The following is a 25,842-nucleotide window of genomic DNA, read 5'->3' on the forward strand; positions in this document are numbered from 1 at the left end:
TAATAATCGCTAATACAAAGGCACTTTGTCAAAACCTAGCAATGTGCTGGATAACTGAGCTTAGTTAGATATATTATAGTTTAGAGCAAAGTTTTATATAAAAGTAGAATAGTTTTTTAAAATATCTCTTGCAGTCTCTGCAATATGAAGAGCATTTCCATTTTCAGCTACAAACTCCAAAGATTCTTTCATTTTTTCAAAATCATTTAACTCTTCATAAGCAAAAGCTAAATAATATTTAGAAAAGCATTTACCATAAGTTGTACTTTGTATTTTAAATTTTTTTTCATAAAACTCAATAGCTTCTTGAAACTTATTATTTTCTTTTCCAAGTAAAACTTCAATCTCTTCTATCATAATTTCTATCTCTCTCAATTTTATTTCAGGAATAAATTCATATTTTTTATTATTATCAGTATAACTAAGAATAAAATTACCATTCTTATTTTTAGGTGAATTTTTAAGATTAGTATATATATCTTTTAAATTTCCTAAAAATATTTTTCCCATCTGCCAATTCTCTTTAGAAGAATAAAAAATTCCAAGATTGTAATTATAAGCTACATTAAAATAGAAATTCTCTTTTATTTTTTTCTCAGGAATCTTATGTGCTGTAAGTATAGCTTTTTCATTGTTACCAAGAGAAAAATAACCAACAGCAATATTAAGAAGTAAAAAGTAATATTCAATTCTATTCCTTAATATTCTATTTTCCAAAAGCTCACTATTTTTTTCAATATATTTTTTAGGATCACATTGATAATTTAAAATATCTCCTATATTATGTGTTAATTTAAAAATATAGAAATTTTTAAAAAAACTTATAAGTGGAATAGAGAATATAATTGCTAAAATTACAGAGAGTATATAAGGAATATCTATTTTAAATAAACCATAGGCAATAAGAACACTAAACAATCCTAAAAAACTTGATAATATTTTCATAATCTACACCTAAGCTTTCAAATCATTGCTATTAATAATAATAGCACCACTATTTTTCATAGTTTCAATAGCCTTTATAGAATCATCATAGCTTATATTAACCCCTCTACAACCATCTTCTACAAGATAAACCTTATATCCTAACTCTAGAGCATCTAAAACTGTAAATTTAACACAATAATCAGTTGCTAATCCCATAATATATAGAGTGTCTATATCCTTATCTTTTAATACTTTATCAAAATCAGTTTTATGTTTTTTTCCATTGTCAAAGAAAGCACTATATGAATCTACTTCAGGATCTTGTCCTTTAAATATAGTAAGATCTACACCTTTTAAATTTTTATGAAATTTAGAACCATACTCATTTTCAACACAGTGAACAGGCCACCAAACTTGAGGAAGTCCATTTAATTCTCCTAGCTCTCCTATATTTCCATTTGAATTTATAGCAAAACTTTTATGAGAAGCAGGATGCCAATCTTTTGTACCAATAACAAGATCACTATTTTGATTAAATAGAGAGATAAGTTTATTAGCAACTGGAACAACTAAGTCTCCATTTTTTACAGCTAAAGTTCCCCCTTCACAAAAATCATTTTGAATATCCACAAGAATTAATGCTTTTTTATTCATTAATATTTCCCCCTTTAGAAACATATTTTTAATGTATAGATATATTATAATATAGAAAGAAAGAGAAAGAAACAGTAAAAATTATAAAAGTTAATATCATTAAAACTCCTTGGAAATATTGACATCTATTAAAAAGTGTGTTAAAATAAACTGTTGTTTAAATACACACATCAGTTATTTCTAAGCCAGGTGTCCCAAAGGGATTGCTTAGTTTTGAGGCTGATGGAAGAAAAAACCAAAAATTTAGGAGGAAAAAATGGCAGTAATAACAATGAAACAATTATTAGAAGCTGGAGTTCACTTCGGACACCAAGCAAAAAGATGGAACCCAAAAATGGCTAAGTACATCTTTACAGAAAGAAACGGAATCCACGTAATCGATCTTCACAAATCTTTAAAGAAAATTGAAGAAGCTTACGCAGTAATCAGAGAAATCGCTGAGCAAGGTGGAAAAGTTCTATTTGTAGGAACTAAAAAACAAGCTCAAGAAGCTGTAAAAGAACAAGCTGAAAGATCAGGAATGTACTATGTAAACAACAGATGGCTAGGAGGAATGTTAACAAACTTCGCTACTATCAAAACTAGAATCGAAAGATTAAAAGAATTAGAAAGAATGGAAGCAGATGGAACTTTAGATACTGCTTACACTAAAAAAGAAGCAGCTAACTTCAGAAAAGAATTAGCTAAACTTTCTAAAAACTTAACTGGAATTAAAGATATGAAAGAAGTTCCACAAGCTATATTCGTAGTAGATTGTAAAAAAGAAACTCTAGCTCTTGTTGAAGCAGCTAACTTAGGAATTCCTGTATTCGCTATGATCGATACTAACGTAGATCCAGATCTAGTAACTTACCCAATCCCAGCTAACGATGACGCTATAAGATCAGTAAAACTAATCTCTTCAGTTATCGCTAACGCTATCATCGAAGGAAACCAAGGTAAAGAAGTTCAAGAAGTAGCTTCTGAAGAAATCAATGTAGAAGAAGGATCAGCTGAATAATTAAACTTTCAACTGTGATGTACATTATAGAAGATTTAATAAAATAAAATTTTTATTAGGAGGAAGAAAATGGCAGCAATAACAGCAAGCTTAGTTAAAGAACTAAGAGAAAGAACTGGTGCTGGAATGATGGATTGTAAAAAGGCACTAACACAAATGGATGGAGATATGGATAAAGCCATTGACTATTTAAGAGAAAAAGGAATTGCTAAAGCAGTTAAAAAAGCTGGAAGAATAGCAGCAGAAGGATTAATCTTTGATGCTGTATCAGCAGATCACAAAAAAGCTGTATTAATCGAATTCAACTCTGAAACTGACTTCGTTGCTAAAAACGTAGAATTTAAAGAATTTGGTAAAAAATTAGCAGCTATCGCAATTGAAAGCAATGCAACTACTGTTGAAGCTTTAAATGCAGCTCAATATGCAGAAGGAAAAACAGTTGCTGAAGCAGTTACTGATCTAATTGCTAAAATTGGAGAAAACATGAACATCAGAAGAATCCATGAAACTGTAGCTACAGAAGGATTCGTTGCAACATACAGCCACTTAGGAGGAAAACTAGGAGTTATCGTTGAGATGACTGGTGAAGCTACTGAAGAAAACGTAGTTAAAGCTAGAGACATCGCTATGCACGTAGCTGCTATGGACCCTAAATATCTAAACTCATCAGAAGTAACTACTGCTGATTTAGAACACGAAAAAGAAATTGCTAGAAAACAATTAGAAGCTGAAGGAAAACCAGCTCAAATTATAGAAAAAATTCTTATTGGAAAAATGAACAAATTCTATGAAGAAAACTGTTTAGTTGACCAAATCTATGTAAGAGCAGAAAACAAAGAAACTGTTGCTAAATTTGCAGCACCTCTTGAAGTAAAATCTTTTGCTAGATATAAAGTTGGAGACGGAATCGAGAAAAAAGAAGAAGATTTCGCAGCAGAAGTTGCAGCTCAAATCAAAGGATAATATCAACAAAAGCATAAGGGGATGCAAATAGCATCCCCATTTTTTTAAAAAGTAATAAAATACAGGAGGGGAAAAATGGATAAACCTTTTTATAAAAGAGTGTTATTAAAACTTAGTGGAGAGGCTCTTATGGGAGAGCAAGAATTTGGAATATCATCTGATGTTATCAATTCTTATGCTAGACAAATTAAAGAGATAGTTGAACTAGGAGTAGAAGTTTCAATTGTTATTGGTGGAGGAAATATTTTTAGAGGAATATCTGGAGCAACTCAAGGTGTAGACAGAGTAACTGGAGATCACATGGGAATGCTTGCAACTGTAATAAACTCTCTTGCACTTCAAAATGCTATTGAAAAATTAGGAGTACCAACAAGAGTTCAAACAGCTATAGAGATGCCTAAAATAGCAGAACCTTTTATTAAGAGAAAAGCTCAAAGACACTTAGAAAAAGGAAGAGTTGTAATATTTGGAGCTGGAACTGGAAATCCATATTTTACAACTGATACAGCAGCAGCTTTAAGAGCTATAGAGATGAATACAGAAGCTGTATTAAAAGCTACTAAAGTTGATGGAATCTATGATAAAGACCCTGTAAAATATTCAGATGCAGTTAAATATGACCGTGTAACTTATACAGAAGTATTAAATAAAGATTTGAAGGTAATGGACGCTACAGCTATCTCTCTATGTAGAGAAAATAAACTTCCTATCGTAGTATTTGATTCTTTAACAGAAGGAAATATTAAAAAAGTTATCATGGGAGAAAATATAGGAACAGTCGTAGTGGCTGATTAATTAGGAGGGAAAAGATATGACAGGACAAGAAGTAGTAAAACAATGTAACGAAAAAATGGGAAAAGCTATTGAAGCTACAAAACACAAATTTACAACAATTAGAGCAGGAAGAGCTAACGTATCTATGCTTGATGGAATTAGAGTAGAACAATATGGATCAGAAATGCCTTTAAATCAAGTAGGATCAGTTTCAGCTCCAGAACCAAGATTGTTAGTAATCGATCCTTGGGATAAATCTCTAATCTCTAAAATAGAAAAAGCTATTATGGCTGCAAACTTAGGATTAACTCCAAATAACGATGGTAAAGTTATAAGACTTGTAATGCCAGAACTTACAGCAGACAGAAGAAAAGAATATGTAAAAATGGCTAAAGCAGAAGCTGAAAATGGAAAAGTTGCTGTAAGAAACATTAGAAAAGATGGAAATAACGATCTTAAAAAATTATCTAAAGATAAAGAAAACCCTATCTCTGAAGATGAAGTAAAAACATTAGAAGGAGAAATCCAAAAATTAACTGATTCTCATATTAAAATGATAGATGAGCTTCTAGCTAAAAAAGAAAAAGAAATTACAACTGTTTAATTTAAAATAGTTAAATAAATTTTACCTGTATTCAATCTTAGTAATTAAGATTTTGAATACAGGTTTTTTGTTTCCAAAAATTATTTAATTATGTTAAAATATAAGTGGGCATTAATAAAAATTAGGAGGGAATAAAACATGAAATTAAATCCTATAAAATTAGATGGTGTTTGGACAGAGGGATATGCATTAGATTATTTTACAGAAAACAGTGAGTATGTAGGAGAAGATATTTTTGGTTATCCTGAGTTTAATGTTACATATAGTGAGATTGGAAAATCTTTAAATGAATTGAAGTATCATAAAGATTATACTAAAGCAGTTGAAATATCTGAAGAGGTAGTAAAATTTATAGTTGAAGAGTGGAAATTAAAAGATAAGATAGATGGAATAATCTCAGTTCCACCATCAAAATTTAGATTTATTCAACCAATGTTTCAAGTTACAAAATTAGTTGGAGAAAAATTAAATAAACCTATATCTTTAGACTTTTTTAGTAAATTGACACCTGAAGAGATAAAAAATCTTCCTGTTGAAAAGAAACTAGATCTTTTTAAAAACAGTATTAGAAAAAATAGAAGTCTGACTAAAAAAGGAAGTATTTTATTAATAGATGATCTATATAGTACAGGAATTACTCTTAAAACATTGTGTGAGTTATTAAAAGAGGATAGTAATGTTGAAAATATATATGTGCTTGTAGTGGCTAAAAGTAGTAAAGAAGATTAAGGAAAAAATAAGATGAGCTCTCATTTTTGGGAGCTTATTTTTATATAATTAGATAAAAAATATAGCAAATAAAATTAGTATATAAACAATATATGATATATAAAAAACAAAACTAAATATGTTGAAAAAAGGCTAAAAAATTCCCAAATAAAAATGGTTACGAGCACATATATAAAATAAATAGTTTTATCATAAAATTAATTTTTTAAAATAAATTTATGTGTAGTAATTATTTAAAATGTATTAAAAACAAAAAAAATGTTGACAACTAACCATAATAAATGTATATTTTACTTATGAACACGGGTACAATAAAAATTTAAAAATGGGGTTATTAAAAGTAGGAGGAATAATTATGAAAAAATTTGTTTTTGCTGCAATAGTATCTGCACTTGTTTTAACTGGATGTTCTTCAAATAATGTTAGAACAGCAGGAGTAGAAAGAAAAGTAACTTGGGAATATGCAGGAAGTCTTCCAGCACAAAAAGGATTTGAACACAATATAGGAACAGCAGGAGTATTATCAGGAGTACTTGAAGGAAAATATGTAGTAGTTGGTGGAGGAGCAAACTTCCCTTATGATTCAGTTTTAAATGGAGGAGCAAAAAAACTTTACTCTGATGTTTACTTACTAGAAGAAAAAGATAATAAACTTGAAGTTGTAGAACATATCAATCTTGATAATGAAATTGGATATGGAGCATCTGTAACTGTTGAAAATGGAGTATATTACATTGGAGGATCAGCTAATGCTGATGCAGATAACGACATTCTATTCCTATCTATGAAAGATGGAAAATTAAATGTTGAAAAAGTTGGAGATCTACCATTTACACTTCAAAATGGAGCAGCAGTTGAACACAATGGAAAACTTTATGTAATGAGTGGAAAACAAGGTGGAAAAGCAACTAACAAAATGTATTCATATGATCTTGAAACAAAAGAAGTTGTTGAATTAGCACCAGTTCCAGGACAAGCTACAAGAACTCAAGCAGTTTCACAAGTATTAAATGGAAATCTATATGTATTCAGTGGAGGAGATGCAATAGCATATACTGATGGATACAAATATGATTTTGATAAAAATGAATGGACAGAAGTTGCTTCTGTTGAACTAAATGGAAAAGGAATCTCTCTATTAGGAGCTAACTCAGTAAAACTTAATGATAAAGAGATGCTAGTTATCGGAGGATTCAATAAAGAAGTTTATGACAACGCAGTTGCAAACTTAGGATCACTAAAAGGTGAAGCATTAGCAAACTTTAGAGCAGGATACTTTGGAGCAGATCCAGCAGAATTCAATTGGAACAGAGAAGTTTTAGTATACAATGCTGAAGCAAATACATGGAAATCTTTAGGACAAATTCCGTTTGATGCACCTTGTGGAGAAGGACTTGCAGTAATTGGAAATAAAATATTCTCAATAAATGGAGAAGTTAAACCAGGAGTAAGAACACCTAGAATGTATACAGGAACTTTACTTGCTAAATAGATTTATTTGGAAAACAGGGAAGATTTATATCTTTCCTGTTTTTTTTATTTTTATAATGTGTTAATTTTAAACAAACAGCACTTTTAATATTTAAAAAAAAGTAAAAAAAAACATTGACAAAGATTAAAATATGAGTTATTCTTATACTAAGATATTAATGAACACGTGAACAATTTTTTAAGAGGGTGATTTTTGTTATGATTACACAAAAAGAAATTGCAGAAAAATTAGGAATCAGCAGAACAACAGTTGCCAGAGCAATAAATGGAAGTTCATTAATAAAAGAGGAAACAAAAAAAAAGATTTTAGAATTAGTTAAAGAGATGAATTATGAAAAAAATTTGATTGGTAGTTCTTTAGCTATAAAAAAATCTAAATTGATATATGGCTTAGTTATTGAGTCAAAAAATGAGTTTTACACTCAAGAGATAATAAGAGGATTAGAAAATGCTTCAAAAGAGTATGGAGCATATAACTATAAAATAAAAATTCAAACAACAGATATTAATGATCCAGAAACTCAGATAGAAAAGTTAAAGGAACTTTTGAAAAGTGAAGAGATAGCTGGAATTATTATAACACCTTTAAATAAAGAAAAAATATATGACTTATTAAAACCTTATTTGGAAAAGATAAAAGTAATTTCAGTTGGAATTAGGCTGCATGAGGAGATACCACATATAGGTCCAGATCACAAAAAGCAAGGGAAAATTGCTGGAGCGATTATAAGTAGTTTACTTAGAAAAGATGAGAAGCTTTTGGTTTTGGATAATGGAGATGATAGAATATCTTCAAAGATGTATCTTGAGGGATTTGTTGAGAGAGTTGCAGAAACTGAGATAAGATTGATGGGACCATTCTTTGGTAATGGAATTGATAAAAGTATAGAGTTAATTAATGAAATTTGTTCGAAAGAAGAGATATCAGGAATTTATATAAATAGATATGCTCAAGAGATACTTGAGAGGTTACCTAAAAAAATTTTAAAAGATAAAAGAATAGTAACCAATGGAATAAGTAAAAATCTAAAAAAATTGATAAAAAAGAGAGTTGTCACTGCCACAGTGATGGAGGAAATAGCAACTGAAGGATATAATGCAGGAAAGAAGATGTTTGATATTTTATATAGAGATAAGGGATATGAAGGAAATTGGGAAATATCTAAATCACACATTTTATTTCTTGAAAACTTAGAAGGATAAAATTTTTTATTAAAATAGATTAACACTAAAAAGTATTATGGGAGGTTTATTTATGAAAAAATCATTAAAAGCATTAGGTTTAGGAATGTTATTTGGAGTAATGACAACAACAGCACTTGCGGCAGAATTTGATCTTAAAATGGGAATGGTTGCAGGAACATCATCAAATGAATACAAAGCAGCAGAATTCTTCGCTAATAAAGTAAAAGAAAAATCAAATGGAAGAATTGAAATAGCTCTTTTCCCTAACGGACAACTTGGAGACGACAGAAGCATGATCGAACAAATCGCTGGTGGAGCTCTAGACTTTACATTTACTGAAATTGGAAGATTCTCTATATTCTACCCAGAAGCTGAAGTATATGTATTACCTTATATGATTAAAGATTTTGCTCACGTTCAAAGAGCTACTTTTGATACTGAATTTGGTAAAAATCTTATGACTAAAGTTCATGATGATTTAGGAATTACAATTCTTTCTCAAGCTTACAATGGAACAAGACAAACTACATCAAATAAAGCAATCAATACTCTTGCAGATATGAAAGGACTTAAATTAAGAGTTCCAAATGCACCATCAAACTTAAACTATGCAAAATATACTGGAGCTGCTCCTACACCAATGGCATTCTCAGAAGTATATCTAGCTCTTCAAACAAACTCTGTTGATGGACAAGAAAACCCATTATCAGCTGTAAGAGCTCAAAAATTCTATGAAGTTCAACCATACCTAGCAATGACTAACCACATTTTAAATGACCAATTATATGTAGTTGGAAACATGACTATGGAAGAATTACCAGAAGATCTTCAAAAAGTAGTTAAAGATGCAGCAGAAGAAGCAGCTAAATATCATACTCAATTATTCGTTGAAGAAGAAGCTAGCTTAAAAGATTTCTTTAAACAAAATGGTGTAACTATTACTGAACCAGCTCTTGGAGATTTCGAAAAAGCAATGCAACCAGTTTACGACGAATACATTAAGAAAAATGGAAAACTTGGAGAAGATGCTATAAATCAAATTAACGCAGTTAAATAATTAAAGTAAAAAATTAAGGTGGGAAAAAATGAAAGTGTTTGATAAGTTAGAAGAATGGGTTGGAGGAACACTGTTCGTAATAATGTTCATTGTTCTTGTAATGCAAATTACAGCAAGACAAGTATTAGGAACACCTCTTATGTGGAGTGAAGAATTATCTAGTTTAATATTTACATATGTTGGAATGTTAGGAATTAGTATGGGTATAAGAAGTCAACAACACGTATTGATTGACTTCCTATTTACAAGATTTTCTCCTAGAGTTCAAAAGATAGTATTTACATTAACACAAATGATAATTTTTGTTTGTATTATCTTTATGGGGTATCTTGGAAATCTTTTATATCAAAAGAAATGGATATTTGAATTAGTTTCATTAAAAATTTCTGCTGGTTGGATGTATTTAGCACTACCAATAGTTTCAATACTAATGATGGTTCGTTTCTTCCAAGCATACAAAGAAAATTATGATAATAAAAGAGTATTAATTAGTCCATATGTATTTTTAGCTGCACTTGTAGTTATAGTAGGATTAATAGTTTATGATCCAAAAGTATTTAAAGTACTAAGATTATCTAATTACTATAAATTTGGAGAGATGTCAGGATTTGTAACTATTGCAGTATGGCTTGTAATGATATTTGCAGGAGTTCCAGTAGGATGGTCTCTAATGGCAGCTACAATATTCTATTTTGCTGTAACAAGATGGAATGTACTATATTTTGCTTCTGCAAAACTTGTAGATAGTTTAAATAGCTTCAGTCTTCTAAGTGTACCATTCTTTGTACTTACAGGAATATTGATGAATGGATCTGGAATTACAGAAAGAATCTTTAACTTTGCTAAGGCATTATTAGGACACTATACTGGAGGAATGGGACATGTTAACGTAGCAGCTTCTCTTATCTTCTCAGGAATGTCAGGATCAGCTATAGCAGATGCTGGAGGATTAGGACAACTTGAAATCAAAGCAATGAGAGATGAAGGATATGATGATGATATTTGTGGAGGAATTACAGCAGCTTCATGTATAATTGGACCTCTAGTTCCACCTAGTATCAGTATGATAGTTTATGGAGTTATTGCTAACCAATCAATAGCAAAACTATTCCTTGCAGGATTTGTTCCAGGAGTTTTAACAACAATAGCTCTAATGATAATGAACTATTTTGTTTGTAAAAAAAGAGGATATAGAAAAGCTAAAAAAGCTACTTTCAAAGAACAAGTAGAAGCTTTCAAAAAATCTTTCTGGGCATTATTAACTCCATTCATTATAATTGGAGGAATCTTCTCTGGATTATTTACTCCTACAGAAGCAGCAGTAATTGCAGCATTATATTCAGTTTTCTTAGGGGCATTTATCTATAAAGAATTAACTATAAAATCATTCTTCCAACACTGTGTTGAAGCAATGGCAATCAGTGGAGTTACAGTATTAATGATTATCACTGTTACATTCTTTGGAGACATGATTGCAAGAGAACAAATTGCAATGAAAATAGCTGAAGTATTTATGACATATGCAAGTTCTCCATTAACAGTTCTTGTAATGATCAACTTACTACTATTATTCTTAGGAATGTTTATTGATGCACTAGCACTTCAATTCCTAGTATTACCAATGCTTATACCAGTAGCAGAACAAGTTGGTATAGATCTAGTATTCTTTGGAGTAATGACTACATTAAATATGATGATAGGAATTCTTACTCCGCCAATGGGAATGGCACTATTCGTAGTTGCTCAAGTTGGAAAAATGTCAGTAAGTACAGTAGCAAAAGGAGTTATTCCATTCTTACTACCAATATTTATAACACTAGTATTTATAACAATATTCCCAGGAATCATAACATTCCTACCTAATTTGATAATGGGATAAAAGAAGAGAGGTAAAATCAAATGCCATTAAGTGTAGATATGCCATTAGAACAACTAGAAAAATATAAGGGTATCAGCCCAAAACCTGAAGACTTTGACCTTTATTGGTCAAGGTCTTTAGAGGAACTAAAAGAACTTCCTAAAAAATTTAGAATAGAGAAAAATGAATTTGAAACACCATATTGTGAATGTTTTGATCTGTATTTTCAAGGGGTTGAAGATGCAACAATTCATGTAAAATATTTGAAACCTAAGAATATAAAAGAAGGAGAGAAGATCCCTGCAATATTAGAGTTTCATGGTTATGGTGGATGCAGTAAAGACTGGACATATAAACTTCCATATGTGGCTTGTAATATAGCTGTTTTCTCTATGGAATGTAGAGGCCAAATGGGAGATTCTACTGATAGTTTTGGAGTTGATAATCACTTTAGAACTTGTAATTTAATAAGAGGTGTAATGACACCAGAGAATTTATATTATAAGAAGGTATTCTTAGATGCAGTGAGATTGGCTGAAATAGTAATGGAATTTGAGTTTATAAACAATAAAAATGTAGGGACAATGGGCTATTCTCAAGGTGGGGGAATAGCTCTTGCTCTTGCAGCACTAAGGCCAGATATAAAAAGTGTTTTTGCTGTGTATCCATTTTTAAGTGACTATTTAAGATGTTGGAACATGGATACAGGAGCAGCTTATGAGGAGATCAAAGATTATTTTAGACAGAGAGATTCTCAACATAAAAAAGAAAAAGAGTTTTTTAATAATTTAGGGTATGTTGATATAGAAAATATGGCTCATTGGATAAGAGCCGATGTTACAATGACAACTGGTTTAATGGATAAAACTTGTCCCCCATCAACTCAATTTGCTACATATAACAAATTGGTTTGCAGGAAAAGACATCTTATATTTCCAGAGTATGGACATGAGGATATGTTAAATGGCTTACATGATGAAAATATATTGTGGGCATTGGAACTTTTAAAAAAATAGTAAAAACAAGGAGAAAAAATTGAAGATAGTAGGAATAGATATTGGTGGAACAATGATAAAATATGGATTGATATCTTTAACTGGAGAGATATTAGCTAGTGGAGCAAGAAAACTATATATAAAATATTAGTCAAACTATGACAAATATATAAATATATAGAAAAACACTCTGCGTATATGGAAACATGTGCGTACCTCGGTTTTAATGCTAAGAATGCCTAAAGCCTTAAACACTAAAACATAGAGATGAAATAAACTCAAGTGTGAATGTGGCGAAAGCAGAAAAAAGTTTTAAGGATACCATATGCTGAAATAAAACCCTATAGGATTAAATAACTTATAGGTGCTAAGTGGTGTAACAATGGCTGTTTAGCAGGGAATATCTGAATAGGATAACCCTCAACGACTATCCCTTGGCGAGGGAGTAAAACCTCAAGCAAATGGAGGAAGAAAAATACCGACACTGACTGCCTACTAGGTAAAAGTGGACAAATAGTCTTTGCACGTCTTGAAAGAGAGTGGTAATTAGGGTGACCGAAATTACTTCAATAGAGTTGCGTCTATTGGAAAAAGTTATTGAACTTATACTAAAAGTTGTACATTGACAATTTTATATAAATTAAGATTTTTCTGAACTTATGGTATAATATTATCATGAGGTGAAGAGTATGATTAGAGGATATAGAATAAAGATATTTCCTAAAGAAGAACAGAAAAAGATGATACATAAAAGTTTTGGTTGTACAAGATTTATCTATAATTGGTGTATAGATAGAATATCTGAAAACTATAATGAAACTAAAAAGACACTAAGTTCTATTGAATTACAAAAAGAGATAGTTATTTTGAAAAAACAAGTTGAATACTCTTGGTTAAATGAAGTTAGTGCTAATATGTTGAAACAGGTAACTATTGATTGTAGTAATGCCTATAAAAGATGGTTTAAATTAATTAAACAAAATAACAATATCAAAGGTAAACCTAGATATAAATCTCGTAAATCAAAACAGAATTGTCCTACTAGAACTGATAGAATGACTTTCAATGGAAGATATGTTCATCTTGAAAAAATAGGTGTTGTTAAACTATCAAAAGTTAAAATAGCTTTAGATGGGAAATTGATGAATGCTAGATTAAGTTTTGATGGGCTAGATTATTGGTTATCTTTTGGTGTTGAATATAAAGATGTTCAATTAGAGGAGAAACCAAAAACAGAACCCATAGGAATAGATTTAGGATTAAAAACTTTAGTATATTGTTCTAATGGAAATACTTACGAAAAACCTCATACTAAGATAATAGATAAAAAGATAAAACATCTTCAACGTAGAATAAGCAAGATTTATCAACCTATGATTGATTATTGTAAGGAAACGAGAACCAAGTTTTCTACTTTAAAAAAATCTAATAACTTAATAAAACTTGAAAAAGAACTACGTAAATATCAGATTAGAAAAACAAATATATTAGATTCTAATATTCATAGAATAACTTCTGATTTAATTAAAATAAATCCAGAAAGAATAGTAATTGAAGATTTAAATATAAAGGGTATGATGAGTAATCATAAATTAGCAAGAAGTATTCAATCATCTAAATTTTATGAAGTTAGAAAACAATTAGTATATAAGTGTAAAAATAATAATATTAAATTGATAGTAGCGGATAGATTTTATCCTTCATCTAAAACTTGTAGTAGTTGTGGAAAGATAAAAGATGACTTAAAATTAAAAGATAGAGTTTATAGATGTCCACAATGTGGAACAATAATTGATAGAGATCTAAATGCTGCAATAAATTTAAGTAGAATATCTTAATTTATATAAAATAGTGAGACTGCTCTCACGAATTTAAGCCTATGGAGAGTTAAAACCACTTGAGTAGTTGCGACGAAAAAGAATTCAAAGAAGTAGGAAATATTAAAATGTACAACTTTGTATAAGTTTAATATAGCAGAGACATCAACTGAAGCCGATAAGGGAGTAGAAAATCTTTTCAATAAACTTGTAACTATAGTTGAAAGTTACTCAAAAGAGGAGATACTAGGAATAGCAGTATCTGGTACAGGACAAATAGATGGAAGTATAGGAAAAGTTGTTGGTGGGAATGATATTATCCCTGGGTGGATAGGAACAAACTTAGTTGAGAGATTAGAAAATAAATTTTCTCTACCTGCTGTTTTAGAAAACGATGTAAACTGTGCAGCATTAGGTGAAAAGTGGTTAGGAGCAGGAAGAGGAGAAAAGGATTTTATTTGTATAACTATAGGTACAGGTATTGGAGGAGGAGTTGTTTTAAACAATGAAATCCTAAGAGGAGATACTTGTGTAGCAGCTGAGTTTGGTCATATTCAAATAGTTAAAGATGGAATCCAATGTTTATGTGGAAAAAAAGGTTGTTATGAAAGATATGCTTCAGCCACTGCACTAATGAGAATGGCTAAAGAGGCAACTGGAAAAGATATGAATGGAAAAGAGATTTTTGATTTAGAAAAATCTGGAGATCCAACAATGAAAAAAATAATAAGTGAATGGGTAGACTATTTTACAGATGGTCTAAGCACTATAGCTTATATTTTCAATCCATCATTAATTGTGATAGGTGGAGGAGTAACAAAACAAGGAGATTATCTTCTTGATAAATTTAATGAAAGTTTAAGTTCTAAATTAGGGCCAAATTTTAAAAAGAACTTAAAATTAAAATTTGCAGAGTTAGGAAACAATGCAGGAATGTTAGGAGCAACATATTTATTACTAAAAAAAGTGGGAAGAATTTAGTTATAGATAAAATAAAAAGATAAATATATTATCAAGGAGCAGAGAACAATGATATATGGAGAAATAAGAGAGTTAAATCAATATAGAGGAATTTCTGAAAATTTAGACAAAGCTATTGATTATATTTTAAGTGGAAAATATAAAGATGGAGTTCCTGGAAAAAATGAGGTAGATGGAGATAATTTATATTTTAACTATCCAAATTGTCCAATGACAAAAGAGTTAAAAGATGGGTTCTTTGAAGGACATAAACAATATATAGATATTCATGTTGTTATTTCAGGAGAGGAAAACTTAGGATATACTCCACGTTCAGAAGTAACTTTAACAAAAGAGTATGATGAAGCAGGGGATTATGAATTATATGATGGTGAAGTAAAAAATATGTTCCATTTAACACCTGAAAGATTTGTTATGTTTTTCCCTGAAGAACCACATATGGCATTATTAAAAGTTGGAGAAGTAAAACAAATAACAAAAGTTATTTTTAAAGTTTTAGTTTAATTATATAAGCTAAGGGAGAAGATAAAAATGAGTAAATTTGAACAAGTAAAAGGAAAATTAATAGTTTCTTGTCAAGCTTTAGAAGATGAACCATTACATAGTTCATTTATTATGGGAAGAATGGCATATGCTGCTTTTGTAGGAGGAGCATCTGGAATCAGAGCAAATACAGTAGTTGATATTCAAGAGATCAAAAAAAATGTAGATCTTCCTATAATTGGAATAATTAAAAAACAATATGGAGATAACCAAGTATACATCACTCCAACTATGACAGAGATAGAAGCTCTAGTAGCTGAAGGTGTAGATGTAATAGCACTTGATGGAACAAAAAGAGAGAGACCTGATGGAAGAACTCTTGAAGATCTAATGAAAGAAGCTAAAACAAAATATCCAAATCAAATGTTTATGGCAGATATCTCTTGTGTAGAGGAAGCTGTTGAAGCTCAAAGAGTTGGATTTGATATAGTTGGAACTACATTAGTAGGATATACAGAGTACACTAAAGGAAACGATCCTTTAACTGAGTTAGAAAAAGTTGTAAAAGCTATTTCAATTCCAGTTATTGGAGAGGGAAATTTAGATACTCCAGCTAAAGCAAGAAAAGCTCTTGAAGTAGGGGCTTATGCAGTAGTTGTTGGTGGAGCTATAACAAGACCTCAACAAATAACTAAAAAGTTTGTTACAGAGATGGCAAAATAATTGAGTGATAAAACTTCTTAACATAAAGTTAGGAAGTTTTTTTATATGTTTATGATAATTTTTTATACTAAAAGAGAGGATAAAAATAGAAAATTTAAATATAGATTAAAGAGAATTTATAATTATAAAACAATAGTTTGATAATTATATTGAGGGAAAATAAAAAAAAAGTTTGAAAAATTAAAGATATGTATTTTAAATTGACATAGAAAAATTAATTTAAAATAAATATGAAAGAGTAGAAAAAAAAGGAGCAAAAAAATTTATAAAAAGAGGGATAGAAAATTAAAAACTACACATAAAAAGAGCAAAAAATACACGTTAATTTTCTTGAAAAAATAGAGTATATGCTATACACTTCATAGTAGATAAGTTTATTTGTTTATAGAAAAGATAAGTGGGGATAATAAGGGTATTAAATAAATTTTAAATAATATTTGAGGTGAGAATTTTGAAAAAAACTAAAATCGTTTGTACGATAGGGCCAAAATCTGAATCAGTAGAAATGCTAGGAAAATTACTAGATGCAGGAATGAACATGATGAGAATGAACTTCTCTCACGGAGATTACGAAGAACACGGAAATAGAATAAAAAATTTAAGACAAGTAATGGCTGAAACTGGAAAAAGAGCAGCTATTGTATTAGATACAAAAGGACCTGAAATCAGAACTATTAAACTTGTAAATGGTGAAGATGTAAAAATCGTTGCAGGTCAAAACTTTACATTTACTACAGATAAAACTGTTATAGGAGATGCAACAAGAGTTGCAGTAACTTATGAAGGATTCACTTCAGACTTAAAAGCTGGAGATACAGTTCTTGTAGATGATGGATTATTAGAATTCACAGTTACTGAAGTAGTTGGAAATGAAGTAAGATGTGTTGCTCAAAACAACGGAGAATTAGGAGAAAACAAAGGAGTTAACCTACCTAACGTATCTGTAAATCTTCCAGCACTTTCTGAAAAAGATATTAACGACTTAAAATTCGGATGCGAACAAGGAATTGATTATGTAGCAGCTTCATTCATCAGAAAAGCTGACGACGTAAGAGCAGTAAGAAGAGTACTAGATGAAAACGGTGGACAAAATGTTCAAATTATCTCTAAAATAGAAAACCAAGAAGGAGTAGACAACTTCGAAGAAATTCTTGCTCTATCTGATGGAATCATGGTAGCAAGAGGAGACCTTGGAGTAGAAGTTCCAGTTGAAGATGTACCAGTAGCACAAAAAATGATGATCAACAGATGTAATGCAGTTGGAAAAGTTGTTATTACAGCTACTCAAATGTTAGATTCAATGATCAAAAACCCAAGACCTACAAGAGCAGAAGTAAACGACGTTGCTAATGCAATACTTGATGGTACAGATTGTGTAATGCTTTCTGGAGAATCAGCAAAAGGAAAATATCCAGTAGAAGCAGTTACTGTAATGGCTAGAATTGCTGAAAAAATGGATCCATTAGTAAAACCAACAAATAAATGTGCTAACGAAGAAATAACAATCACTTCAGCAGTTGCAAAAGGAACAGCAGAAGTAAGCGAATCTTTAGGAGCAAAAGTTATAGTTGTTGCAACTCAATCAGGAAGAGCAGCTAGAGACATGAGAAGATACTTCCCAACAGCAACAATCCTAGCTATAACAAACAACGAAAAAACAGCTAACCAATTAATGATTTCAAGAGGAGTAGTTCCATTTGTTGATGGAAATGCAGAAAGCTTAGATTCATTCTTCGCACTAGCTGAAAAAGTAGCAGTAGAATTAGGATTAGCTACAACTGGAGATATCATCGTAGCAACTTGTGGAGAAAGCGTATTCAAACAAGGAACTACAAACTCTGTTAAAGTAATAGAAGTAAAATAATTTTTTAAGAAAAATTTTAAATAAAATTTAAACTATGGTATAATTTTGATAGAACAAAAAAACTAGGAGGTTTTTTAAAAATGACAAGAATAGCTGATGTAGTAGCAAGAGAAATCCTTGACTCAAGAGGAAACCCTACAGTAGAAGTAGACGTAATACTAGAATGTGGAGCAAAAGGAAGAGCAGCAGTTCCATCTGGAGCTTCAACAGGAGCTTATGAAGCAGTAGAATTAAGAGATGGAGATAAATCAAGATACCTTGGAAAAGGTGTTCTTACAGCTGTAAACAATGTAAACACAGAAATCAAAGAAGCAATCTTAGGAATGGACGCATTAGATCAAGTTGCAGTAGATACAAAAATGATCGAATTAGACGGAACTCCTAACAAAGGAAGACTAGGAGCAAATGCAATTCTTGGTGTATCTTTAGCAGTAGCTAAAGCAGCAGCAGAAGCATTAGGAATGCCTCTATACAAATATCTTGGAGGAGTAAACACTAAAGAATTACCTCTACCAATGATGAACATCCTTAACGGAGGATCACACGCTGACTCTGCAGTTGACGTTCAAGAATTCATGATCCAACCAGTTGGAGCAAAAGATTTCAAAGAAGCTATGAGAATGGGATGTGAAGTATTCCACCACTTAGGAAAACTATTAAAAGCTAATGGAGATTCTACTAACGTAGGAAACGAAGGTGGATATGCTCCTGCTAAAATAAACGGAACTGAAGGAGCTTTAGACCTTATGGTTGAAGCTATCAAAAAAGCTGGATATGAACCAGGAAAAGATATAACTTTCGCAATGGACGCTGCATCAAGTGAATTCTGTAAAGAAGTAGCACCTGGAAAATTCGAATACCACTTCGAAAGAGAAGGAGGAGTTACTAGAACTTCTGAAGAAATGGTTGAATGGTATGCAGGACTTGTAGAAAAATATCCAATCAAATCTATCGAAGATGGATTAGGAGAAGACGACTGGGCTGGATGGCAACTATTAACAGCTAGACTAGGAGAAAAAGTTCAACTAGTTGGAGACGACCTATTCGTAACTAACACTGAAAGACTTAAAAAAGGAATTGAATTAAAAGCTGCTAACTCAATCCTTATCAAACTTAACCAAATCGGATCATTAACTGAAACTCTAGATGCTATCGAAATGGCTAAAAGAGCAGGAATGACTGCAGTTGTTTCTCACAGATCTGGAGAAACTGAAGATGCTACAATAGCTGATATCGCTGTTGCAACAAACGCAGGACAAATCAAAACTGGATCAACTTCTAGAACTGATAGAATGGCTAAATACAACCAATTACTAAGAATAGAAGATGAACTAGGAGCTACTGCTCAATACAAAGGATTAGATGTATTCTACAACCTTTCAAAATAGTTTAAATCTTAGGGACTGACATTATGTCAGTCCTTTTTTTCGTCACTAAAAACAAAAAAATAATTTTGTAACATAAATGACATATAAAAAGGATAGAATATTAACATAAAATCCTTTTAGAAAATATTAATATTACACACGAAAAATAAAGAGCTGGAGCATAAAATTCAGCTCTTTTTATTTTGACTAAAACTGTAATTTATCTAGCTAAGCTAGGTTCTCTAATATATCGTTAGTTTTACAGCAAAGTACCTTTGCATTAGCGATTATTAGTCAAGTTAAGTTATCTCTATTTCTTTTTTAACATCAATTTGACTTCATGTCAGTGAATAAAGAATCCCTAAGCTCATTCCGTTGAAAATGCAAAACTCGCTTCGCAAGCTTCGCTCAAACACGTTGCATTTTCTTAACTGCATTTCGCTAAGGGCTTCTAATATTCACTTCCAAATTACGTCAACTTGATGTTAAGGAAATAATATTTTTACTTTTTATTAGAATGATAAATTATAGTCTATAATAATCTTTTTACTATTTGAAAAATAAAGAAAAGTATGATAAAATGTATAGAAATAAAAACACAGAGGTAAAATTTATGGTAACAAGAAATAATGTATTTTTAACATCTTCATATTATTACTGCTAATAGAGAATGCAATAAGAATTAAAGTATATATTTATTCTTAAAACATTCTCATTTTGTCATGCAATAGCAGTTAAATAATAATGAGAGATGTATTAATGGATAGAGAAAGCCTATTGATACTGTCAATAGGCTTTTATTTTTCTTTGAAAATATTGGCCTTTGTGATAAAATAATATAGAAAAAATGAGGGAGGATACAGGATGGAAAACGTATTTGATGTGCTTGTAGAACGTGGATATTTAAAACAATTTACTCATGAAGAAGAGATGAGAGAGATATTAGGGAAAGAGAAAGTAACATTCTATATAGGATTTGATCCAACAGCTGACAGTTTACATGTTGGACACTTTATAGCTATGATGTTTATGGCTCATATGCAAAAACATGGACACAGACCTATTGCTCTAGTAGGTGGGGGAACTGCTATGATAGGAGACCCTAGTGGAAGAACAGATATGAGAAAGATGATGACTAAAGAAACAATAGCTCATAATGTTGCTTGTATCAAAAAACAAATGGAAAAATTTATTGATTTCTCAGAAGGAAGAGCTATTCTTGAAAACAATGCAGATTGGTTATTAGGACTTAACTATATTGATTTTATAAGAGATATTGGAGCTCACTTCTCAGTAAACAGAATGCTAGCTGCTGAATGTTTTAAAACTAGAATGGAGTCTGGACTTTCTTTCTTAGAATTTAACTATATGTTAATGCAAGGATATGACTTCTTAGTTTTAAATAAAAAATATGGTTGTACAATGGAACTTGGTGGAGATGACCAATGGTCAAATATGATTGCAGGAGTAGAATTAATTAGAAAAAAAGAACAAAAACAAGCTTATGCTATGACTTGTACTCTACTTACTAATAGTGAAGGTAAGAAAATGGGAAAAACAGCAAAGGGAGCTTTATGGCTTGACCCAGAAAAAACAACTCCACATGAATTCTATCAATACTGGAGAAATGTTGATGATGCTGATGTAGAAAAATGTCTAGCTCTATTAACATTCTTACCTATGGATGAAGTAAGAAGATTAGGAGCTCTTGAAGGAGCAGAAATTAATGAAGCTAAAAAAGTTCTAGCTTATGAAATAACAAAAATGATTCATGGTGAAGAGGAAGCTATGAAGGCTAAATCTGCAGCAGAAGCATTATTTGGAGCAGGACAAGATATGAGTAATGTTCCAGCTGTTGAAATATCAGAGGAACAATTAGGAACTGGAATTGTAGATCTATTAGTTGAAAAAGGTGTTATGAAAACTAAAAGTGAAGGAAGAAGACTTGTTCAACAAAATGGATTAAGTGTAAATGATGAAAAAGTAAAAGATTTTGCTATGCCTGTAACAAGAGAACTTTTCAAAGATAATGAGTTCTTAGTAAAAATGGGTAAAAAGAAATTCTATAAAGTAGTTTTAAAATAATCATAAGGTGAGTTTATTGGTTGATGTTATATTGAGAAAGATGGAGGAAAAGGATATTCCAGCTCTATATGAGAATATTCATTTGAATTATGTAAAAAAGTACTTCCCTGACTCTGAAAAGGAGCAGTGGGAAGCTCATAAAAGATGGTATAGTTTTGTTATCAACTCTCCATCATATCTTTTTTATACTGTTGAAAGTTTAAGTAGAGAATTTTTAGGAACAGTAAAATTTGAATTGGAAGGAAAAAGAGAAGCTGTAGTAAGTGTGTATCTTGTAAAAAGTATAAGAGGGAAGGGATATGCTGAAACTGTACTTCTCAATAGCATCAATGAACTCACTTTTGAAAAGCCTCAATTAACTAAGATTTCTGCCTATATATTGGAAGAAAATGAGATTTCACAAAAAGTTTTTAGAAAAGTAGGATTTCAGAGAAAAAAATTAAAAGATTTTAATGGAACAGAACATATCTTATTTGAAAAAAAATTAAAAACTTTAGAGGGAAAAACTATGACAAAAAAAGATAAAGTAAAAAAAATACTTGAAATATTACATGAAAAGTTTGGTAATCCTAAGTGTGCTTTAGATTATCAAACTCCTTTTGAGCTTCTTGTGGCTGTTATTCTGTCTGCTCAATGTACAGATGTAAGAGTTAATATGGTAACTAAAGAGATGTACAAAAAAGTTAATACTCCAGAACAATTTGCTGCTCTTCCAGTTGAAGAGATAGAAGAGATGATAAAGAGTACAGGATTTTTTAGAAATAAAGCTAAAAATATAAAGCTTTGCAGTGAACAACTTTTATCTGAATATAATGGTGAAATTCCACAGGAGATGGATAAACTTGTAAAATTAGCAGGAGTTGGAAGAAAAACAGCTAATGTTGTAAGAGGAGAGATATGGGGATTGGCAGATGGAATAACTGTTGATACTCATGTAAAAAGATTATCTAATTTAATAGGGCTGGTAAAAAATGATGATCCTATAAAAATAGAAAAAGATCTTATGAAAATAGTTCCAAAAGAATCTTGGATAGACTTTTCTCACTATTTAATTTTACAGGGAAGAGACAAATGTATAGCTAGACGACCTAAGTGTAGTGAGTGTGAGATAAAAGAGTATTGTAACTATGGAAAAAATAAAGATAAATAATCATTTTAATTCTTGACAAACCTAATAAGGAATGATATAGTTTAGTAGTAAGAAATGTAATTTATTTATGGAAATTCAAGGAGAGGATAAATATGAGAGTTTATCTAGATAATAATGCTACTACTAAGATGGACAATGAAGTTTTTGAGGCAATAGTACCTTACTTAACAGAATATTATGGAAATGCTTCTAGTTTACATCTTTTTGGTAAAGAAACTAATAAAGCTATGAATGAATCTAGAGAAACAATAGCTAAATACTTAGGTTGTGAACCTAATGAAATAATATTTACTGCATCAGGAAGTGAATCAGATAACTTAGCTATTAGAGGAATAGCAAGAGCATATAAAAATAGAGGAAAACATATAATCACAAGTCCAATAGAGCATCCAGCTATTAAAAATACATTAAAAGATTTACAAGATGAAGGATATGAAGTAACTACTCTTCATGTAAATAAAGATGGAGTTATTGATGTAGAAGAACTAAAGAAAGCTATAAAAGATGACACTATATTAATAACAGTAATGCATGCAAACAATGAAACTGGTGCATTCCAACCTATCGAAGAGATTGGAAAAATAGCTAAAGAAAATAGAATTATATTCCATGTTGATGCTGTTCAAACTATGGGAAAAGTTGATATTAAACCAAAGGAAATGGGAATAGATCTTCTTTCTTTCTCTGGACATAAATTCTATGGACCTAAGGGAGTAGCAGCACTATTCTGGAGAAATGGAGTTAGATTTGGAAAAGTTCTTACTGGTGGAGGACAAGAGGGAAAAAGAAGACCAGGAACTTCAAATGTACCAGGAATGGTAGGAATGGCAAAAGCTCTTGAAATATCTTATAGAGATATGGAAGCAGAGTTTAAAAGAGAAGAGGAATTAAGAGACTACTTTGAAGCTGAAGTATTAAAAAGAATACCAGAAGTAGTTATAAATGCTAAAAATACAAAGAGATTACCAGGAACTTCAAGTATAACATTTAAATATCTTGAAGGGGAATCTATCCTATTAAGTTTAAGTTATAAAGGAATTGCAGTAAGTTCTGGTTCTGCATGTTCATCAGATGACTTACAAGCATCACATGTACTTTTAGCAATGGGAATAGCTCCAGAATTTGCACATGGAACTATTAGATTTGGTTTAGGAAAATACAACACTAAAGAAGAGATAGATTATACACTAGATTCTTTAGTAGAAGTTATTGAAAGACTTAGATCAATATCACCACTTTGGAATGAATATAAGAATAGTAAATAAGAAGGAGTATAAAAATGCAATATACAGAAAAAGTAATGGAACATTTTATGAATCCACACAATGTAGGAGTTATTGAAAATCCATCAGGATATGGAAAAGTAGGAAATCCATCTTGTGGAGATATTATGGAAATATTTATTAAAGTTGAAGACAATATTATAACAGATGTAAAATTTAGAACATTTGGATGTGCTTCAGCTATAGCAAGTTCTTCTGTTTCAACAGATCTTATCATGGGAAAAACTGTTGAAGAAGCTCTAGAATTAACAAATAAAAAAGTTGTAGAGGCATTAGGAGGATTACCACCTGTAAAAATGCACTGTTCAGTATTAGCAGAAGAAGCAATAAAACTTGCTATTGAAGATTATCTTTCAAAAAAGGAAAAATAATTAGATAAGTATATAATAAGGTATATAAGCTTTTGTAAGTTTGTGATATAATTTACAAGAGCTTATTTTTTATTATTGAGGAGATGGAAAATGAAGAGAATTATAGGGGTATTATTTTGTATAATGTTGTTATCTGTAACAGTTTTAGGAGCTGAAGCAAATAAAGAGGAGAAACCACCATATAAAGCTATACTTCTTGGAGATGATAAGGGGAAAATATATTATTCAGAAAATGCAGATATGATCCATCCACTAGCATCTGTTACAAAGGTTATGACAATAATGGTTGTTTTTGATGAGATAGAAAAAGGGAGAGTAAAACTTACAGACAAGGTAAAAATTTCCACAAAGGTTGCTTCAATAGGTGGAAGTAGAATTTATATGAAAAGAGGAGATATATTTACTCTTGAGGATTTGATTAAAGCCACAGGGATCTATTCAGCTAATAATGCTGCTTATGCTATAGCTGAGTATGTAAGTAATGGGGATATAGATAGCTTCATTAAAAAGATGAATAAGAAGGCTAAAGAGATAGGAGCAGAGGGAGAGCTAGAGTTTCATACTCCAAATGGACTACCACCACATATGACAAAAAAGGGAATGGATATAGGAACAGCTAAAGGAATCTATAAGATGTCAATAGCAGCAGAAAAGTATAAAAAATATATGGAAATAGCTTCTATGAAAAATGAAGAGATAGGAAATGGACAAGATGGAAAGATAAAACTTAGAAATAGAAATCATCTTTTAGGGAAAGAGGGAGTTTATGGAATAAAAACTGGTAACCACTCAAAAGCTGGATATAATATTACAGTAGTTAGTAATAAAGATGATGCTAAGATATTTACAGTTGTTTTAGGAAGCCCAACGTATAAGATAAGAGATAAAAGTGCATTGGAAGAGATAGAGAAATTCCATGAAAATTATAATTATAGAAAAATTGCTGATAAAAATATAGCTCTAGGAAAAGTTTCTGTTTTTAGTGGTGATAGAGATTATATAGAGGTTTACCCAGATAAAGAGTATAAAAAAATATTACCTAAAGATAGTGATATAAAAATTAGCATAAAAAGAAATAAAATGGTAATAGCACCAGTGTCATCAGGAAAAGTTTTAGGAGAATATAGAATAACAATAGATGGAAGTATTGTTCAAAGTGGTAAACTTATTACAAAAGAGCCAGTGAAATTAAGTTTATCATTAACAAAGTATTTTAAAAATAAAAAAGCTGAATAGAAGAATAAAATAGAATAAAAAGTGTCCCTTGAGATAAAGCTGATTTAAAGGAGAGGTACACTTTTTTTTATTGAATTTAAAAATTTTTATTAAAAAAAGAAAAAAAGTTGTTGACAGAAAATAGTAATTGTGATATCATAATCAATATACCGCAGGAAAGCGGAACGCAAAAGAAAAAAAGGACATTAGCAACAGAATAGAGAAAGATGATAAAAATCAACAAACAATAAATTGGTGTAAATATC

At 30.6% G+C, this 25,842-nt stretch carries 24 protein-coding genes; 22 read left to right on the forward strand and 2 right to left on the reverse strand.

All coding sequences use genetic code 11. The features are described from left to right. Positions 1–93: 93 nt before the first annotated feature. On the reverse strand, positions 94–945 hold the full coding sequence (locus I6E31_09280; protein MCF2640157.1) for a hypothetical protein: 852 nt from the start codon (positions 943–945) through the stop codon (positions 94–96). Between the two features lie 9 nt (positions 946–954). Continuing rightward, a complete protein-coding gene (gene pncA / locus I6E31_09285; protein MCF2640158.1) occupies positions 955–1,581 on the reverse strand; it encodes a bifunctional nicotinamidase/pyrazinamidase in 627 nt (208 codons plus the stop codon). Between the two features lie 256 nt (positions 1,582–1,837). On the opposite strand from pncA, the gene rpsB reads away from it, so the two are divergent. The 22 genes from rpsB (at position 1,838) to I6E31_09395 (ending at position 25,597) form a co-directional block, all read left to right on the forward strand. Beyond that, positions 1,838–2,581 (forward strand): 30S ribosomal protein S2, encoded by a 744-nt coding sequence (gene rpsB / locus I6E31_09290; GenBank protein MCF2640159.1) that lies wholly within the window; start codon positions 1,838–1,840, stop codon positions 2,579–2,581. Positions 2,582–2,650: 69 nt separating this feature from the next. Beyond that, positions 2,651–3,544, forward strand: coding sequence for an elongation factor Ts (locus I6E31_09295; protein ID MCF2640160.1), 894 nt, complete (start codon positions 2,651–2,653; stop codon positions 3,542–3,544). Between the two features lie 75 nt (positions 3,545–3,619). Continuing rightward, on the forward strand, positions 3,620–4,339 hold the full coding sequence (locus I6E31_09300; protein MCF2640161.1) for a UMP kinase: 720 nt from the start codon (positions 3,620–3,622) through the stop codon (positions 4,337–4,339). Positions 4,340–4,355: 16 nt separating this feature from the next. Then, entirely contained in the window at positions 4,356–4,922 is a 567-nt protein-coding gene (gene frr, locus I6E31_09305; protein MCF2640162.1) for a ribosome recycling factor, read from the forward strand. Positions 4,923–5,060: 138 nt separating this feature from the next. Continuing rightward, positions 5,061–5,651: a ComF family protein gene (locus I6E31_09310; protein MCF2640163.1), complete on the forward strand. Its 591-nt coding sequence runs from the start codon at positions 5,061–5,063 to the stop codon at positions 5,649–5,651. A gap of 355 nt (positions 5,652–6,006) precedes the next feature. Further along, on the forward strand, positions 6,007–7,143 hold the full coding sequence (locus I6E31_09315; protein MCF2640164.1) for a cyclically-permuted mutarotase family protein: 1,137 nt from the start codon (positions 6,007–6,009) through the stop codon (positions 7,141–7,143). Between the two features lie 197 nt (positions 7,144–7,340). After that, positions 7,341–8,345 (forward strand): LacI family DNA-binding transcriptional regulator, encoded by a 1,005-nt coding sequence (locus tag I6E31_09320; protein MCF2640165.1) that lies wholly within the window; start codon positions 7,341–7,343, stop codon positions 8,343–8,345. Between the two features lie 52 nt (positions 8,346–8,397). Continuing rightward, positions 8,398–9,384 (forward strand): sialic acid TRAP transporter substrate-binding protein SiaP, encoded by a 987-nt coding sequence (locus tag I6E31_09325; protein MCF2640166.1) that lies wholly within the window; start codon positions 8,398–8,400, stop codon positions 9,382–9,384. Positions 9,385–9,412: 28 nt separating this feature from the next. Continuing rightward, entirely contained in the window at positions 9,413–11,263 is a 1,851-nt protein-coding gene (locus I6E31_09330; protein MCF2640167.1) for a TRAP transporter large permease subunit, read from the forward strand. Positions 11,264–11,283: 20 nt separating this feature from the next. Continuing rightward, a complete protein-coding gene (locus I6E31_09335) occupies positions 11,284–12,258 on the forward strand; it encodes an acetylxylan esterase (protein ID MCF2640168.1) in 975 nt (324 codons plus the stop codon). A 19-nt stretch (positions 12,259–12,277) separates the two neighbouring features. Further along, entirely contained in the window at positions 12,278–12,388 is a 111-nt protein-coding gene (locus tag I6E31_09340; protein ID MCF2640169.1) for an ROK family protein, read from the forward strand. Positions 12,389–12,926: 538 nt separating this feature from the next. Beyond that, complete coding sequence (locus I6E31_09345; GenBank protein MCF2640170.1) at positions 12,927–14,075, forward strand: transposase; 1,149 nt, start codon at positions 12,927–12,929, stop codon at positions 14,073–14,075. A 99-nt stretch (positions 14,076–14,174) separates the two neighbouring features. Further along, the gene (locus tag I6E31_09350; protein MCF2640171.1) at positions 14,175–15,035 is read left to right on the forward strand and encodes an ROK family protein; all 861 of its coding nucleotides are present in this window, start codon (positions 14,175–14,177) and stop codon (positions 15,033–15,035) included. Positions 15,036–15,083: 48 nt separating this feature from the next. Further along, positions 15,084–15,539 carry a YhcH/YjgK/YiaL family protein gene (locus tag I6E31_09355; protein MCF2640172.1) on the forward strand — a complete coding sequence of 152 codons (456 nt, stop codon included), beginning with the start codon at positions 15,084–15,086 and terminating at the stop codon, positions 15,537–15,539. A 27-nt stretch (positions 15,540–15,566) separates the two neighbouring features. Continuing rightward, positions 15,567–16,241 carry an N-acetylmannosamine-6-phosphate 2-epimerase gene (locus tag I6E31_09360; protein ID MCF2640173.1) on the forward strand — a complete coding sequence of 225 codons (675 nt, stop codon included), beginning with the start codon at positions 15,567–15,569 and terminating at the stop codon, positions 16,239–16,241. 451 nt (positions 16,242–16,692) lie between these two features. Then, entirely contained in the window at positions 16,693–18,105 is a 1,413-nt protein-coding gene (gene pykF / locus I6E31_09365; protein MCF2640174.1) for a pyruvate kinase PykF, read from the forward strand. An 80-nt stretch (positions 18,106–18,185) separates the two neighbouring features. After that, complete coding sequence (gene eno, locus I6E31_09370; protein ID MCF2640175.1) at positions 18,186–19,493, forward strand: phosphopyruvate hydratase; 1,308 nt, start codon at positions 18,186–18,188, stop codon at positions 19,491–19,493. An 843-nt stretch (positions 19,494–20,336) separates the two neighbouring features. Beyond that, on the forward strand, positions 20,337–21,557 hold the full coding sequence (locus I6E31_09375) for a tyrosine--tRNA ligase (GenBank protein MCF2640176.1): 1,221 nt from the start codon (positions 20,337–20,339) through the stop codon (positions 21,555–21,557). 16 nt (positions 21,558–21,573) lie between these two features. Then, positions 21,574–22,707: an endonuclease III gene (gene nth, locus I6E31_09380; protein MCF2640177.1), complete on the forward strand. Its 1,134-nt coding sequence runs from the start codon at positions 21,574–21,576 to the stop codon at positions 22,705–22,707. Between the two features lie 92 nt (positions 22,708–22,799). Continuing rightward, positions 22,800–23,972, forward strand: a complete 1,173-nt coding sequence (gene nifS, locus I6E31_09385; protein ID MCF2640178.1) for a cysteine desulfurase NifS — start codon at positions 22,800–22,802, stop codon at positions 23,970–23,972. Positions 23,973–23,986: 14 nt separating this feature from the next. Continuing rightward, positions 23,987–24,361: a Fe-S cluster assembly scaffold protein NifU gene (nifU, locus tag I6E31_09390; protein MCF2640179.1), complete on the forward strand. Its 375-nt coding sequence runs from the start codon at positions 23,987–23,989 to the stop codon at positions 24,359–24,361. 90 nt (positions 24,362–24,451) lie between these two features. Next, positions 24,452–25,597 (forward strand): D-alanyl-D-alanine carboxypeptidase, encoded by a 1,146-nt coding sequence (locus tag I6E31_09395; protein MCF2640180.1) that lies wholly within the window; start codon positions 24,452–24,454, stop codon positions 25,595–25,597. Positions 25,598–25,842 lie beyond the last annotated feature (245 nt).

Origin of the sequence: Fusobacterium varium, from assembly GCA_021531615.1 — a bacterium.
GTDB lineage: Bacteria > Fusobacteriota > Fusobacteriia > Fusobacteriales > Fusobacteriaceae > Fusobacterium_A > Fusobacterium_A varium_C.